Origin of the sequence: Pseudomonas flavescens, assembly GCF_013408425.1 — a bacterium.
In the GTDB taxonomy this organism is placed as follows: Bacteria; Pseudomonadota; Gammaproteobacteria; order Pseudomonadales; family Pseudomonadaceae; genus Aquipseudomonas; species Aquipseudomonas fulva_A.
In genome coordinates, this window is record NZ_JACBYV010000001.1 from 2,281,689 (window position 1) to 2,295,601 (window position 13,913).

Annotated in this window: 16 protein-coding genes; 8 read left to right on the forward strand and 8 right to left on the reverse strand. The window is 61.8% G+C overall.

All coding sequences use genetic code 11. The features are described from left to right. Positions 1-211: 211 nt before the first annotated feature. A complete protein-coding gene (gene cysK / locus FHR27_RS10025; protein WP_042555770.1) occupies positions 212-1,186 on the reverse strand; it encodes a cysteine synthase A in 975 nt (324 codons plus the stop codon). Positions 1,187-1,310: 124 nt separating this feature from the next. On the opposite strand from cysK, the gene FHR27_RS10030 reads away from it, so the two are divergent. The 5 genes from FHR27_RS10030 to FHR27_RS10050 all read left to right on the forward strand — a co-directional run bounded on the left by FHR27_RS10030 (position 1,311) and on the right by FHR27_RS10050 (position 5,377). Beyond that, positions 1,311-2,393: a DUF748 domain-containing protein gene (locus tag FHR27_RS10030; RefSeq protein WP_444964383.1), complete on the forward strand. Its 1,083-nt coding sequence runs from the start codon at positions 1,311-1,313 to the stop codon at positions 2,391-2,393. Positions 2,394-2,512: 119 nt separating this feature from the next. Continuing rightward, positions 2,513-3,358 carry an AAA family ATPase gene (locus tag FHR27_RS10035; RefSeq protein ID WP_042555768.1) on the forward strand — a complete coding sequence of 282 codons (846 nt, stop codon included), beginning with the start codon at positions 2,513-2,515 and terminating at the stop codon, positions 3,356-3,358. A 7-nt stretch (positions 3,359-3,365) separates the two neighbouring features. Then, on the forward strand, positions 3,366-3,800 hold the full coding sequence (locus FHR27_RS10040; RefSeq protein ID WP_042555767.1) for a hypothetical protein: 435 nt from the start codon (positions 3,366-3,368) through the stop codon (positions 3,798-3,800). Beyond that, positions 3,793-4,188 (forward strand): GFA family protein, encoded by a 396-nt coding sequence (locus FHR27_RS10045; RefSeq protein ID WP_179538491.1) that lies wholly within the window; start codon positions 3,793-3,795, stop codon positions 4,186-4,188. Before FHR27_RS10040 ends, FHR27_RS10045 begins: the two co-directional genes overlap by 8 nt. A gap of 10 nt (positions 4,189-4,198) precedes the next feature. Next, positions 4,199-5,377, forward strand: coding sequence for a vWA domain-containing protein (locus tag FHR27_RS10050; protein WP_179538492.1), 1,179 nt, complete (start codon positions 4,199-4,201; stop codon positions 5,375-5,377). A 227-nt stretch (positions 5,378-5,604) separates the two neighbouring features. On the opposite strand, the gene FHR27_RS10055 is transcribed toward FHR27_RS10050, so the two are convergent. The 3 genes from FHR27_RS10055 to FHR27_RS10065 are packed head-to-tail and all read right to left on the reverse strand — an operon-like array spanning position 5,605 to position 7,447. Further along, a complete protein-coding gene (locus FHR27_RS10055) occupies positions 5,605-6,138 on the reverse strand; it encodes a DUF2937 family protein (RefSeq protein ID WP_179538493.1) in 534 nt (177 codons plus the stop codon). Positions 6,139-6,172: 34 nt separating this feature from the next. Then, positions 6,173-6,949 (reverse strand): class II glutamine amidotransferase, encoded by a 777-nt coding sequence (locus tag FHR27_RS10060; protein WP_042555763.1) that lies wholly within the window; start codon positions 6,947-6,949, stop codon positions 6,173-6,175. A 24-nt stretch (positions 6,950-6,973) separates the two neighbouring features. Next, the gene (locus FHR27_RS10065; protein WP_179538494.1) at positions 6,974-7,447 is read right to left on the reverse strand and encodes an MFS transporter; all 474 of its coding nucleotides are present in this window, start codon (positions 7,445-7,447) and stop codon (positions 6,974-6,976) included. Positions 7,448-7,633: 186 nt separating this feature from the next. Between FHR27_RS10065 and FHR27_RS10070 the strand changes: the two genes are divergently transcribed. Then, entirely contained in the window at positions 7,634-9,673 is a 2,040-nt protein-coding gene (locus FHR27_RS10070; protein ID WP_179538495.1) for a S9 family peptidase, read from the forward strand. Between the two features lie 41 nt (positions 9,674-9,714). Here the strand turns inward: FHR27_RS10070 and FHR27_RS10075 are convergent, their stop codons facing one another. Then, on the reverse strand, positions 9,715-9,966 hold the full coding sequence (locus FHR27_RS10075) for a hypothetical protein (protein ID WP_179538496.1): 252 nt from the start codon (positions 9,964-9,966) through the stop codon (positions 9,715-9,717). A gap of 128 nt (positions 9,967-10,094) precedes the next feature. Here FHR27_RS10075 and FHR27_RS10080 point away from each other — a divergent pair, with 128 nt between their 5' ends. Together FHR27_RS10080 and FHR27_RS10085 are read left to right on the forward strand one after the other, a co-directional pair. Next, positions 10,095-10,463 (forward strand): YajD family HNH nuclease, encoded by a 369-nt coding sequence (locus FHR27_RS10080; RefSeq protein ID WP_042555759.1) that lies wholly within the window; start codon positions 10,095-10,097, stop codon positions 10,461-10,463. 342 nt (positions 10,464-10,805) lie between these two features. Beyond that, positions 10,806-11,273, forward strand: a complete 468-nt coding sequence (locus FHR27_RS10085; protein WP_179538497.1) for an RNA methyltransferase — start codon at positions 10,806-10,808, stop codon at positions 11,271-11,273. A gap of 60 nt (positions 11,274-11,333) precedes the next feature. On the opposite strand, the gene FHR27_RS10090 is transcribed toward FHR27_RS10085, so the two are convergent. The 3 genes from FHR27_RS10090 to FHR27_RS10100 form a co-directional block, all read right to left on the reverse strand. Continuing rightward, on the reverse strand, positions 11,334-11,870 hold the full coding sequence (locus FHR27_RS10090; protein WP_179538498.1) for a heme utilization protein: 537 nt from the start codon (positions 11,868-11,870) through the stop codon (positions 11,334-11,336). A gap of 225 nt (positions 11,871-12,095) precedes the next feature. Further along, positions 12,096-13,322 carry a hypothetical protein gene (locus tag FHR27_RS10095; protein ID WP_042555757.1) on the reverse strand — a complete coding sequence of 409 codons (1,227 nt, stop codon included), beginning with the start codon at positions 13,320-13,322 and terminating at the stop codon, positions 12,096-12,098. Between the two features lie 125 nt (positions 13,323-13,447). Continuing rightward, complete coding sequence (locus FHR27_RS10100) at positions 13,448-13,897, reverse strand: YcgN family cysteine cluster protein (protein ID WP_179538499.1); 450 nt, start codon at positions 13,895-13,897, stop codon at positions 13,448-13,450. Between the last annotated feature and the right edge of the window lie 16 nt (positions 13,898-13,913).

The window sequence follows — 13,913 nt, forward strand, 5'->3', positions numbered from 1 at the left end:
CGTTTGCATGGCCGTGTGTAGATCACCATTGCCTCGTGGTGATTCGCCTTGCGGCGACTTTGAAGAGAGTCGGTTGTCGATTTTGGTGGGCTTGAAGCCCCACCCTACAGGGCGCTGACGTAGGGTGGGCTTCAGCCCACCAATTCGCCTCGTTTGATGGCTCCCACGCTCAAGCGTGGGGAGCGATCCGATTGGCTACGCGGCCAATACGTTACTGCTGCAATTCCTGCTCGGTGAACAGGTCACTGAACAGCATGCTCGACAGGTAGCGCTCACCGGAGTCCGGCAGGATCACCACGATGGTCTTGCCCTGCATTTCCGGCTTCTCGGCCAGGCGCACCGCCACTGCCATTGCCGCGCCGCAGGAAATACCGCAGAGAATGCCTTCCTCGCGCATCAGGCGCAGGGCCATGGCCTTGGAATCCTCGTCGGTCACCTGCTCGACCCGGTCGACCAGCGACAAGTCGAGGTTCTTCGGTACGAAGCCGGCGCCAATGCCCTGGATCTTGTGCGGGCTGGGCTTGACCTCTTCGCCGGCCAGGGTCTGGGTGATCACTGGCGAGGAGACCGGCTCGACCGCGATGGACTGGATCGCCTTGCCCTGGGTCTGCTTTATATAGCGCGAGACCCCGGTGATGGTACCGCCGGTACCCACACCGGACACCAGCACATCCACGGCACCTTCGGTGTCATTCCAGATTTCCGGGCCGGTGGTTTTCTCGTGGATCGCCGGGTTGGCCGGGTTTTCGAACTGCTGTGGCATGTAGTACTTGGCGGTATCGGAGGCGGCGATTTCGGCGGCCTTCTCGATCGCCCCCTTCATGCCCTTGGCCGGCTCGGTGAGTACCAGTTCGGCACCCAGCGCCTTGAGCACCTTGCGACGCTCCAGGCTCATGGACGCCGGCATGGTCAGCACCAGCTTGTAACCACGGGCAGCGGCGACGAAGGCCAGACCGATGCCGGTGTTGCCCGAAGTGGGCTCTACCAGCGTCATGCCCGGTTTGAGCACACCACGGGACTCGGCATCCCAGACCATGTTGGCGCCGATCCGGCACTTCACCGAATAGGCAGGGTTGCGCCCCTCGATCTTGGCCAGGATGGTCACGCCCTTGGGCCCGAGGCGGTTGATCATCACCAGCGGTGTGTTGCCGATAGCCTGTGCGTTGTCTGCATATATGCGGCTCATGGTGTACCGGTTCCTTGTCATGACTGAGCCCATCAGCCTATGCCCGATGCGTCAGGGCGTCCAGCGTCGGGAAGGTCGAACTCTGCGGGCGCCCTTGCAGTCCACCCAGACTACACCTACACGGATGCATCCGATGAAACGCCGCTACAGCCTGCCGCTCTGGATCTGCCTGGGCCTGCTCGCACTGCTGCTGGTCGTCCACGTCGCCCTGCCCTATGTGGTACGCGACTACCTGAACGAGAAGCTCGCCGACATGGGCGACTACCGCGGCCATGTCGAGGATGTCGACCTGGCACTGTGGCGCGGCGGTTACCGCATCAACGGCCTGCGTATTGTCAAGGCGGAGCGCGACGTTCCAGTCCCCTTCGTAGCGGTGCCGCAGATCGAGATATCGGTGAGCTGGAACGAACTGTGGAGTGCCCGTGCAGTGGTCGCCCGGGTGGTGTTCGAGAAACCCGAGGTGAATTTCGTCGACAGCGAAAACCGCGACGACGCCCAGACCGGTGAAGGCGTCGACTGGCGCGAGCAACTGAACAAGCTGCTGCCCATCACCCTCAACGAAGTTCGCGTGAACGATGGCACCCTCGGTTTCTACAACTTCAATGCCTCGCCACCGGTGAAGATCCAGGCCAACGCCATCCAGGCCAGCCTCTATAACCTGACCAACGTGGCCGACGAACAGGGTGACCGGGTCGCCCGCTTCGAAGGCAAGGCACGGTTGCTCGACCATGCCCCCCTGGAAGCCAGCGCGGTATTCGACCCCTTCCACAACTTCCAGGATTTCGAATTCCGCGTACGCGCCACCGGCATCGAACTGCCACGCCTCAACGACCTGGCCAATGCCTATGGCAAGTTCGATTTCAAGAGCGGCAACGGTGACCTGGTGGTCGAAGCCTTCGCCGAAGACTCCCAACTGAGCGGCTACATCAAGCCACTGCTGCGCAACGTCGAAGTGTTCGACTGGCAGCAGGACGTGGAAAACGAAAACAAGGGCTTTTTCCGCTCCATCTGGGAAGCCGTGGTCGGTGGCGGCGAGAAGGTCCTGAAAAATCAGCGCCAGGACCAGATCGCCACCCGCGTGGAGCTGCGTGGCAGCACACGCCAGCAGGATATCAGCGCCTTCCAGGCGTTCATCGGCATCCTGCGCAATGGTTTCGTCGAGGCGTTCAACAGCCGCTTCGAGCGAGGCGCGGCAACGGAACAATGAAACGTCTATTCAGTGACTGAATAGCCGCCCCGCGTTCACAGTCGTGACCCCATCACGCTATAGTCTCCGCTTTGACACATGCCCTGCCCCTGCTGGCGTCGACGCACGAGGATCATCCAATGAAGTTCGAAGGCACACCGTCCTATGTCGCCACCGACGATCTCAAACTGGCGGTCAATGCGGCCATCACCCTGCAGCGGCCGCTGCTGGTCAAGGGCGAGCCTGGCACCGGCAAGACCCTGCTGGCCGAGCAGTTGGCCGAGTCCTTCGGCACGCGCCTGATCACCTGGCACATCAAGTCCACCACCAAGGCTCACCAGGGTCTGTACGAATACGATGCGGTGAGCCGCCTGCGTGATTCGCAGCTCAGCTCCGAGAAGGTTCACGACGTTCGCAACTACATCAAGAAAGGCAAGCTGTGGGAGGCCTTCGAGGCCGAAGAGCGCGTGGTGCTGCTGATCGACGAAATCGACAAGGCCGACATCGAATTCCCCAACGACCTGTTGCAGGAACTCGACAAGATGGAGTTCTACGTTTACGAGACCGACGAGACGATCAAGGCCAAGCAGCGCCCGATCATCATCATCACCTCGAACAACGAGAAGGAATTGCCGGACGCCTTCCTGCGCCGCTGCTTCTTCCACTACATCGCCTTCCCGGATCGCCAGACCCTGCAGAAGATCGTCGACGTGCACTACCCCGGCATCAGCAACAGCCTGGTGGCCGAAGCCCTCGACGTGTTCTTCGACGTGCGCAAGGTGCCGGGGTTGAAGAAGAAGCCCTCGACCAGCGAACTGGTCGACTGGCTCAAGCTACTGATGGCCGACAACATCGGCGAGGCGGTGCTGCGCGAGCGCGATCCGACCAAGGCCATCCCGCCCCTGGCTGGTGCCCTGGTGAAGAACGAGCAGGACGTGCACTTGCTGGAGCGCCTGGCCTTCATGGCGCGCCGCGGTAATCGCTGATATCAAAATGGATATCGAACGAGTACGTCGTAAGCGTCAGAAGAACGTCCAGGAACAGACGCTACTGAGACAGGAATCACTGCTGCGAGCGGCCACCTTTTATCGCGACAATCCAGACAGAGTTCCGCTTGCCCTGCGGCAATACGCTTTAGGCCAAGCGATAGACTGGGATAGATCGATCATCATGGAGCTAGACGCCAATATCTATGGCGGTTATTGGGTTAACGGAATGTTGTTGACCCAAGAACATCGCTTCATCGAGTTTGACTTGTCGACCAACGAAGATCACAGCGCTCTGGATGACTCAGCAAAAGTCATTTGGCTCGACGTCAGCGCACAAACCAGCACGTCTCGACATCTGCGAGGAACCGGCATAAGCAAAGGAGCACTGGCATTGGAAATCCAAGCTGTGTTGAATAACGAGGATGAACCAGATGCATAGCGGCAGCTGTCTCTGCGGTACGGTGAAGTACCAGATCGACGCGCCCATCGAGTCCGCCAATCATTGCCATTGCAGCCAGTGCCGCAAAGGCCATGGCGCGGCGTTCGCCACGTACGGCAACGTGCGGCGCGAGCACTTTCGCTTTACCCAGGGCGAGGAATCGGTCAGCACCTTCAACTCGTCACCAGGCGTAGGCCGTACTTTCTGCCAGCGCTGCGGCTCGAATCTGCAGTGGTTCGCCGAGCAGCCCCGTCCAGACTGGTTGTCGGTAACCCTGGGGACGCTGGATACGCCGCTACCCAGCGTTGCGCAGCAACACATTCATGCCGAATCCTGCGCCGACTGGTACCGGATCGCCGACGGCCTGCCCGTAGAACGTCGCGACTGAGGAAGCCACCATGCTGCTCAACCTGTTCACTGAAATGCGTGCCGCCAAGGTGCCGGTTTCCCTGCGTGAACTGCTCGACCTGATCGATGCCCTCAAGCACAAGGTCGTGTTCGCCGACATGGACGAGTTCTACTACCTGTCGCGCGCCATCCTGGTGAAGGACGAGCGCCATTTCGACAAGTTCGACCGTGCCTTCTCCGCCTATTTCGACGGCTTGCAGAGCCTCGATCAACACCTGGAAGCACTGATCCCCGAAGAGTGGCTGCGCAAGGAGTTCGAGCGTTCCCTGAGCGCTGAAGAGCGCGCGCAGATCCAGTCCCTGGGCGGCCTCGACAAGCTGATCGAGGAATTCAAGAAGCGCCTGGAGGAACAGAAGGAGCGCCATGCCGGCGGCAACAAGTGGGTCGGCACGGGCGGCACCAGCCCCTTCGGCTCGGGCGGCTACAACCCCGAAGGCATCCGCGTCGGTGATGCGGGTGAGCGCCAGGGCAAGGCCGTCAAGGTGTGGGACCAGCGCGAGTACAAGAACCTCGACGACTCGGTCGAGCTGGGCACCCGCAATATCAAGGTGGCCCTGCGCCGTCTGCGCAAATTCGCCCGCCAGGGTGCGCAGGACGAACTTGACCTCGACGGCACCATCGACCACACCGCCCGGGACGGCGGCCTGCTGAACATCCAGATGCGCCCGGAGCGTCGCAACACGGTCAAACTGCTCCTGCTGTTCGACATCGGCGGCTCCATGGATGCCCACGTCAAGGTCTGCGAAGAGCTGTTCTCGGCCTGTCGCACCGAGTTCAAGCACATGGAGTATTTCTACTTCCATAACTGCGTGTACGAGACGGTGTGGAAGAACAACCAGCGCCGCAACGCAGAGCGCGTTTCCACCCATGACCTGCTGCACAAGTACGGCGCCGACTACAAGGTGGTGTTCATCGGCGACGCCGCCATGGCGCCCTACGAAATCACCCAGCCGGGCGGCAGCGTCGAGCACTGGAACGAAGAGGCCGGCTACCTGTGGCTACGCCGCTTCATGGAAACCTACAAGAAGCTCATCTGGATCAACCCTTACCCGCGCCAGACCTGGGATTACACCACCTCGACCGGCATCATCCGCGAACTGATCAACGACCAGATGTTCCCGCTGACCCTGCAGGGGTTGGAGGATGGGATGCGCTTTCTGGCCAAGTGATGGTCGCGGCCCCTACCCAAGGTACGTCGGGTCGCACAGGTTAGGCGCCAGCCAGTGCAAAGGGTATTTACACGATTGACGGCGCTCTACCCCACTTTTATGCAATGCCGAATATCACTTGGTGGGTTACGCGACGCGCCGAAACAAGATGCGCCTGGCTTTCCGGGGGATGGCGTCACTAACCCACCCTACGGTTCTTCGCTCAACCCAGGCTAGGCCACGTGCTCTCAGCGCATGCGCGGTTGTTGACGTTCGGGCACTACGCGGCGCTCACGGCGCCGGAACGGCAGGGCCAGCAACAGCAGGATGCTTTCCACGACCCAGGCGAGGAAAAGCGCGCAGGCGATACCCCAGGCGATCGCCTCGGGCGCCAGGAGCACCTGATAGCGGTAGGCAGCGTGGGTTTCCTGCAGCAGTTGCTCGTCGGCAGCGGTTGCCAGGTGCCAGACCTGACGATACCAGGGGCCCTGCATGGCCAGCGATTCGCGCTGCAACAGTTCGGAGCGTTCGACCAGCAGGCCCACGCTGCGCGCGTCGCTCTGCATCACCGGGTCGGTACTGCCACGATAATGGCCGACCAGGCGCTGCAGGTCTCCATCGAAGAAGCGCCGGGCGGTATCGCGGAAACCGCTCAGGCTCTGTTCGGATTCCAGGCGATGGGCTTCGACGCGCTTAGCGTAATCATCGATGAAACCCGGCACCTGAACGCCAAGCAACAGGCCCAGAGCGAACAACGCCAGACGCAGATAACTTCTTAACATTCATCCCCCGCAGCCCCGCCACGCGGGACGCTCGTCAGTTGCTCAGGCCCTGGGCGATGCATTCGCCCGCGCGCCACAGGCGCCATTCGCCCGGCTGATACAGCGACCACTGCTCGTTGTCGGTCAGCGGCTCGGTGGCCAGTACCGAAACCACGTCGTTGGGCGTGGTTTCGGCATGAAAATCCACGCTCATGTCGGCATCGCGCAGGTGCGCAGGCCCGAAGGGCGCACGCCGGGTGATATGTGCCAGCTTGCTGGAGCAGAAGCTGAACAGCCAGTCACCGTCGCTGAGCAGGCAATTGAACACGCCATGCTGACGATAGGCCGCACAGGCAGCGACAAGTTCAGGCAACAGCACCTCGATGGGAACCGCTTCCGGAAACGCTGTGCGAATGCGGTTGAGCAGATCGCAGAAGGCCGATTCGCTGTCCGTATCGCCGATGGCACGATAGAAACTCAGGGCCGGGCGAAAATCAGCCAGTTGGCCGTTATGGGCGAAGCACCAGTTGCGCCCCCACAGCTCGCGCACGAAAGGATGGGTGTTGGCCAGGCAGACACGCCCGACATTGGCCTGACGAATATGGCCGATCACCACTTCGCTCTTGATCGGATAGCGCTGCACCAGCTGCGCCACTTCCGACTCGCTGCTCGCGCGAGGATCCTGGAACAGGCGCAGGCCCCGGCCTTCGTAGAAACCGATGCCCCAGCCATCGCGATGCGGCCCGGTACGCCCACCACGCTGCATCAGCCCGGTAAAACTGAAGACGATATCGGTCGGGACGTTGGCGCTCATGCCGAGCAGTTCACACATGATCTGGTTCTCGATTGATCCGGCTTACAACCGCGGCTCGACGCGAGCGCTGCGGGTACTGCGTGGCGCGGTGTACTTCGGCTCCTGCTCCTGCTGCAGACGTTCGCGCAGGGTCAGATCGCTGTCCTCGCCCTGCTCCTCTTCGCGTGCGGCCTTGCGGGCCCTGGCACTGCGCAGGAACGGCCAACGAATGGCCACGAACAGCAGATAGATGGCGAACACGATAAGCCCGTACATGGCCAGATCAGCCACGGCTCGCCAGGCATTGCTGCCGACCTTGAAGATCAGATCGAGGGCGACGATAGCCACTGCAGGCGCGAACAGTTCCTTGGCCGGATCGACGATGGTCGGGCAGAACAGCAGAATCGCCACCAGCACGCGCAGCGGTTCGCGCACGTAGCGCCACATCCAGCTGGTGATACGGAACCACACCAGCAGGCAGCCCAACGCGGCAATGGCATAAGCGCCCCAGGCGAGGAGATAGTCGTTTTCGATCATGAGGGGGACGGTTCCCTTGCTTTACTTGGCTCGAACGGGTCAATCCGCATTTTTCGGCGGCTGCCTGGCGACAAAGGCGCTTATGATAACGGCTTTTCCCGGGTTCGGCGCCTTTAGGGTACGTCTAAAAACGTTGGTAGTTTTAAGAAGTGCCCGTTGCCATCGCCCTGCGTTCTGGAGACTCTCATGACCACTGCCCCCATTGCCCGCAAGGACACTGGCACCGATCCCTATCACTGGCTCGAAGACCGCGACAGCGACGAGGTGCTGAGCCACCTGCGTGCCGAGAACGCCTACCTGGAAGACCAGTTGAGCGATCAGGCTGGATTGCGCGAACGGTTGTTCCAGGAAATAAAGGCGCGCATCCGCGAGACCGACCTGTCATTGCCGACCCCCTGGGGTGACTACCTCTACTACCAACGCACCACTGCCGGTGACGAGTATCCCCGCCACTATCGCTGCCCTCGCCCTGCGGACGGCGGCCTGCAGCTCGACGAAAGCGCTGAGCAACTGCTTCTCGATCCCAACGAAATCGCCGCGGGCGGTTTTCTGTCCCTGGGTGCTTTCAGCATCAGCCCCGACCAGCAGCGCCTGGCCTACAGCCTGGACACCAGTGGCGACGAGATCTATCGCCTGTTCGTCAAGGAACTGGCCAGTGGCGCCATCGATGAGCTGCCGTTCGACGACTGCGACGGCAGCATGACCTGGGCCAACGACAGCCAGACCCTGTTCTATGGCGAACTGGACGATGCCCACCGCCCCAGCACGCTGCATCGCTATCGACTTGGTGAAACGCAGAGCGCCCAGGTGTTCCACGAGCCCGATGGCCGTTTCTTTCTCACCTGCTACCGCAGCAGCTCGGAACGCCAGCTGGTACTGCTGCTGGGCAGCAAGACCACCAGTGAATGCTGGGTGCTGGACGCGAACACGCCGCAGCAGCCCTTCCAGTGCCTGGCGCCGCGCGAGGAAGGCCATGAGTACTACCCCGACCACGGCAAACTCGACGGCCAGTGGGCCTGGCTGATTCGCAGCAACCAGACTGGCATCAATTTCGCGCTGTACAGTGCCACGCCTGAACGACCGACCCGCGAACACTGGCAGGAGCTGGTGGCGCATAACGAACAGGTGATGCTCGAAGGCGTCAGCCTGGCCGAGTCGGCGCTGGTGCTCAGCCTGCGCGAAGGCGGCCTGCCGATCATCGACGTACGCCCGCAAGGGCTGGCCGGTTATCGGGTCAGCCTGCCCGATGCCGCCTACAGCCTGTACGTGCAGGACAGCCTGGAGTTCGCCAGCCCGGTGATCCGCCTGCGTTACGAGGCACTCAATCGTCCCGCGCAGATTCGCCAGTTGAACCTGGCCGATGGCACCCAGCAGATTCTCAAGGAAACCCCGGTACTCGGCGAGTTCGATGCCGATGCCTATCTCAGCCAGCGGCTGTGGGCGACCGCGGAAGATGGCACCCGGGTACCGATCAGCCTGGTCGCCCGCCGCGATGCCCTGGGCCAGGCCGCTCCGCTCTATCTGTACGGTTACGGTGCCTATGGCGAAAGCCTCGATCCCTGGTTCTCCCACGCACGCCTGAGCCTGCTCGATCGCGGCGTGGTGTTCGCCATCGCCCACGTTCGCGGCGGCGGTGAACTGGGCGAAGCCTGGTACCGGGCCGGCAAGCTGGAACACAAACAGAACAGTTTCGGCGACTTCATCGCCTGTGCCGAGCACCTGATCGCCCAAGGGTTCACCAGCCCGTCGCGGCTGGCCATCAGCGGCGGCAGCGCAGGCGGCCTGCTGATCGGCGCAACGCTCAACCAGCGGCCGGAGCTGTTCGCAGCGGCTATCGCCGAAGTGCCCTTCGTCGATGTGCTCAACACCATGCTCAACCCGGAGCTGCCACTGACCGTCACCGAATACGATGAGTGGGGCGACCCCAACCAGCCAGAGGTGCACGAGCGCATCAAGGCTTACGCACCCTACGAGAACGTGCAGGCGCAGCGATATCCAGCGGTTCTCGCGGTGGCGGGCTACAACGATAGCCGCGTGCAGTATTGGGAGGCGGCCAAGTGGGTGGCGCGCCTGCGCGAACTGAAGACGGATGACAACCTGCTACTGCTGAAAACCGACCTCGAAGCCGGCCATGGCGGCATGAGTGGCCGCTATCAGGCGCTGCGGGACGTCGCGCTGGAATATGCCTTCCTCTTCAAGGTACTCGGCCTGCGTTCCGAGGCCTGATACCTGGCTGGCTGACGTGGCCGGCAGCCAGCGCTGAGCACTCAGTGTTTCTTGTGCTGGTCTTGCTGCTCGTGCTGACGCTCCGCAGCGTCGTCGGCTGCCTCGGTCGACTCGTCGTTGTCACGGCCATCGCGGATCACGGGTGGAGTGTCGGGATCGACGGCCGATGGATCGGGCACGTCGGGGCTCTGCACGGTACCCGCGGGCTGGGCGGCAGAAGGCTGTTCCTGCTGGGCATGAGCGATGCCGGCGAATGACAGCAGACTGATCAGCATCACGATGGACTTGCGCATGTTGGGTACTCCAATGTTCGATGGGACGAACTGCCTTGGGCTGGCGAGATGCCGGAAAGTGCAAACAGATTCCTCTCGGCAGTCACTGATGCTGCCCTATACTGAGCGCTACCCACCAAGGAGCGAACATGAGCAGCCCGTCCACGCCTACGTCCAAACTCGACCGCATCCTCGCCGATGCCCAGCGCAGCCGTGAAGAAGGCTATCGGGACAAGGCCCTGCGCATGTACCCGCACGTCTGCGGCCGTTGCGCCCGCGAGTTCTCAGGCAAGCGCCTCAGTGAACTGACCGTTCACCACCGTGACCACAATCACGACAACAACCCCCAGGACGGCTCCAACTGGGAGCTGCTGTGCCTGTTCTGCCACGACAATGAACACTCCCGGTACACCGACCAGCAGTATTTCAGCGAAGGTTCCACTGCCAGCCAGAGCGGGCCGAAAACCACCCACAAGGCGTTTGCCAATCTGGCCGATCTGCTGCAGAAAAAGTCCTAGGGTCTGTTGACGTTTCACGCACGGCCGCGCCGGAGCCCGTTTTTGCGCGAGGCAAGGCACGAGATGCGAAGTTTGGTGGGCCAAATGAGACATCGAGTAACGCCGTATCGCGCAAAAACGGGCCCGGCCCTGCGGGTTGCGCGAGAAATCTCGCCATGCGTTGTTGGAGGACTTGGCAAGGGAAAACGCGGACGGCTAGTCCATTCCCTGCGTCCTCCGCTAGCGGATCGCCGCCCGGCCTGGCGAGATTTCTCGCGGCAACGCGGCTCGCGTTGAAACGTCAACAGACCCTAGTCGCCAAACAGGCCGTATAATGCCGCTCCTTTTGCGCGAGGCCTGTCCGTGGGCAACAAACGATACAGCTGCATCGGTCTCTACAACCCCAAGTCACCGGAGAACGTCGGCGCCGTGATGCGTGCCGCCGGCTGCTATGGCGTGACCTCGGTGTTCTACACCGGCAAGCGCTACGAGCGCGCCCGGGACTTCGTCACCGATACCAAGCGGGTGCACCTGGACATTCCCCTGATCGGCATCGATGACCTGCAGAAAGTCATTCCCCTGGGGTGCACCCCGGTAGCCGTGGAACTGGTGGACGGTGCCCGGCCATTGCCGAGCTACACCCACCCGGATCGCGCCTTTTATATCTTCGGCCCGGAAGACGGCTCGCTGGACCAGGAAGTACGCGACTGGTGCGAAGAGGTGGTCTACATCCCCACGCAGGGCTGCATGAACCTCGCGGCGACGGTCAACGTGGTGCTCTATGACCGCCTGGCCAAAGGCAACAACACCAGAACCGGCGCCAAGTACTGAGCCAGATTGCAGACAAGATAAAGCCCGGAGCGAGCCGGGCTTTGTGTTGACGCTGACTGATCAGGAAGGTTGGACCTTGCCACCCGTACGGCTATAGCCATCTTCGGCAACCAGCTTGCCATCGATATGCTCGAAAGCCTGGGCAGCTTTGCCACCGGTACGCTCGTAACCATCTTCAGCGACCAATTTACCGCCTACACGCTCGAAACCGCTCTCGGCTATCTTGCCGCCAGTGCGCTCGTAGCCATCTTCAGCGACCAGCTTGCCGCCGACACGCTCGAAACCGCTCTCGGCGATCTTGCCGCCAGTGCGCTCGTAGCCATCTTCAGCGACCAGCTTGCCGCCGACGCGTTCGAAACCGCTCTCGGCGATCTTGCCGCCAGTGCGCTCGTAGCCATCTTCAGCGACCAGCTTGCCGCCGACACGTTCGAAGCCGCTCTCGGCGAACTTGCCACCGGTACGCTTGTAACCATCCTCTGCGACTTTCTGCGCACCAACGGAGTGCGAAGTAGTGGCCTCGACAGGTGCTTGCGGCAGTGCAAAAGCGGCGCTGGCGAGGGTGGCGATGAACAGGCTGGCAATGAATTCGGTTTTCATGTTGAGCTCCTTGGGAGGAAGTAAGTGGGTATGGAGCTCATGTTACTCAAGAAAATTTGATCAAAAACTCGATCCTGGGAATAGTAAAGATCGACTTCATTGATAGCTTGCTGAACACCAGCAATGGCGGGGGCTGGATGCGAAAACGCCCAACCCGGTGCCTGCACCGGATTGGGCGTTGCTGACTCGAAAGAGGGCTCTCGAGGGTGATGTCGCTCCAAACGATCAGCGTAGCAATCGGGTGTCCAGCACCTTGGAGCTGCGACCCATGACGTTCTCGGTGATCTCGATGAAATCCTTGGTGCTGGCCTTTTCAAGGCGCATCAGGCCGCGAGCCACGTCGTCCAGCGAGCGCTGCTGGCCATCCTTGGTGGCCTGGCGAATTTCCCGGTCGAGCTCCTGCAGGAGCAGCACCGCACGGGCGGTGATCGGCCCGGTGGAGTTCTCGGTGCGCAGGGACTTGACCGGCTTGCTCCACTTGATCAGGTGCTCGCGCACCTTCTGGTAGCGATCCTCACTGAGCCCACCGGCCCGACGCATCACTTCGATGGCGTAGTACTCGGCCAGGCCCTCGCTGATCCAGTCGCTCTTGTCGGTATCACTGATGCGGCTGAACACGTGTACCAGTTCGTGCACCAGCGAGCTGGTGCCGTTCTCGCTGACCAGCGGACGGTCGGCGTGCATGAAATAGGAGTTGGGGGCCGACAGACCGCCACGCCACATCGGGTCACCGGCGCCGACCACCAGCAGCTTGCCCGGGTCACGCGGGAACACCGCCTGCATCTCGGGCCATACGAAGGTCAGCAGGGTCAGAACATCCATGCGCCGCATGCCCTCACCCACCGGCGCAGCGACGGTTACCTGGGTTTCACCGAGCTTGGCGCGACGCGTGCCGACCTTGCCAGCGACGATCCAGCCAGTGGGGCGATCGAACTTGCGCTGCGGGTTGTCGATGCGGAACTTGTTCTTGCCCACGCGCGGCCAGCCGGTCTCGACGCTACGCCAGCCTTTGGGCAGGTCGAACTCCAGGCGCGCCACCAGATCCGTGCCGTCGACCTGATTGAGTACCGCACTGGGGATCAGATCGTCACCGCGCAGCAGAGCCCAGTCCTCGGTCATCCGCGCGTCGAAACGACCTTCGCCACGAGGGTGGCTGATACGCACCTTGTAAGTCAGGCTGGCCTTGCCCTTGGCAGGCACCCACAGGCCGCGCTGCTCGCCCTCCTGCTTCCACTCGCCGTCAGCCTTGAAGTCGCTGTAATAGCCATCGTCGCCCAGGTTGAAGTTGAGGCTGCGCACGCGCTCGCCCTTCTCCAGGCTAATGCTGACTTCAGCCTGATCGCTTTCCGGAAGGAATTTCACCTTGTAGTCCAGATCGACCTTTTCGGCTGCCCACAGGGGTGTGCCGGTACTCAACAGAACAGCGGACAGCAGCAGGCAGCGAATCGACATACAGGCAACTCCAGAACAGACGAATCGGAACGTTCCATGGGATCAGAGCACACTAGAGGCAGGGTGCAACAGGGCTATGAGACACCGGCCCGCTTAAGCGAGCCTTAACGGCACATCACAGACCCTCAGCCAGCGCGAAAGATCAGGTGTTCTTCCCAGTCATCTTCGGCCACGCTGTTTTCACTGAGCATGCGCCCTGCCTGGGAGATCCTCTCACGGTGCACCGCATCCGGGTCACCGCACACCAGATGATGCCAGAGCGGCAGATCCTTGCCCTCGCTGACCAGTCGATAACCACAGGTGGGCGGCAGCCACTGGAACTGATCCGCCTGGGCTGGGGTGAGCTGAATGCAGTCCGGCACGAAGGTCTTGCGGTTCGGGTAATCGCTGCAGCGGCAGGTATCCAGGTCGAGCAGCTTGCAGGCGATACGCGTGTAATAGACGGCTCCGTCATCCTCGTCTTCGAGCTTCTGCAGGCAGCATAGGCCACAACCATCGCACAGCGACTCCCACTCCCGGGTGTCGAGTTGCTCGAGGGTCTTGTGTTTCCAGAACGGAGAGACGGGCGCGGCCATGATCAGCAACTGGAGG

Excerpts from the sequence above, each read along its gene's own strand:
- cysK (WP_042555770.1), bottom strand. The coding sequence starts at position 1,186 with ATGAGCCGCATATATGCAGACAACGCACAGGCTATCGGCAACACACCG.
- FHR27_RS10030 (WP_444964383.1), top strand. The coding sequence starts at position 1,311 with ATGCATCCGATGAAACGCCGCTACAGCCTGCCGCTCTGGATCTGCCTG.
- FHR27_RS10035 (WP_042555768.1), top strand. The coding sequence starts at position 2,513 with ATGAAGTTCGAAGGCACACCGTCCTATGTCGCCACCGACGATCTCAAA.
- FHR27_RS10040 (WP_042555767.1), top strand. The coding sequence starts at position 3,366 with ATGGATATCGAACGAGTACGTCGTAAGCGTCAGAAGAACGTCCAGGAA.
- FHR27_RS10045 (WP_179538491.1), top strand. The coding sequence starts at position 3,793 with ATGCATAGCGGCAGCTGTCTCTGCGGTACGGTGAAGTACCAGATCGAC.
- FHR27_RS10050 (WP_179538492.1), top strand. The coding sequence starts at position 4,199 with ATGCTGCTCAACCTGTTCACTGAAATGCGTGCCGCCAAGGTGCCGGTT.
- FHR27_RS10055 (WP_179538493.1), bottom strand. The coding sequence starts at position 6,138 with ATGTTAAGAAGTTATCTGCGTCTGGCGTTGTTCGCTCTGGGCCTGTTG.
- FHR27_RS10060 (WP_042555763.1), bottom strand. The coding sequence starts at position 6,949 with ATGTGTGAACTGCTCGGCATGAGCGCCAACGTCCCGACCGATATCGTC.
- FHR27_RS10065 (WP_179538494.1), bottom strand. The coding sequence starts at position 7,447 with ATGATCGAAAACGACTATCTCCTCGCCTGGGGCGCTTATGCCATTGCC.
- FHR27_RS10070 (WP_179538495.1), top strand. The coding sequence starts at position 7,634 with ATGACCACTGCCCCCATTGCCCGCAAGGACACTGGCACCGATCCCTAT.
- FHR27_RS10075 (WP_179538496.1), bottom strand. The coding sequence starts at position 9,966 with ATGCGCAAGTCCATCGTGATGCTGATCAGTCTGCTGTCATTCGCCGGC.
- FHR27_RS10080 (WP_042555759.1), top strand. The coding sequence starts at position 10,095 with ATGAGCAGCCCGTCCACGCCTACGTCCAAACTCGACCGCATCCTCGCC.
- FHR27_RS10090 (WP_179538498.1), bottom strand. The coding sequence starts at position 11,870 with ATGAAAACCGAATTCATTGCCAGCCTGTTCATCGCCACCCTCGCCAGC.
- FHR27_RS10095 (WP_042555757.1), bottom strand. The coding sequence starts at position 13,322 with ATGTCGATTCGCTGCCTGCTGCTGTCCGCTGTTCTGTTGAGTACCGGC.
- FHR27_RS10100 (WP_179538499.1), bottom strand. The coding sequence starts at position 13,897 with ATGGCCGCGCCCGTCTCTCCGTTCTGGAAACACAAGACCCTCGAGCAA.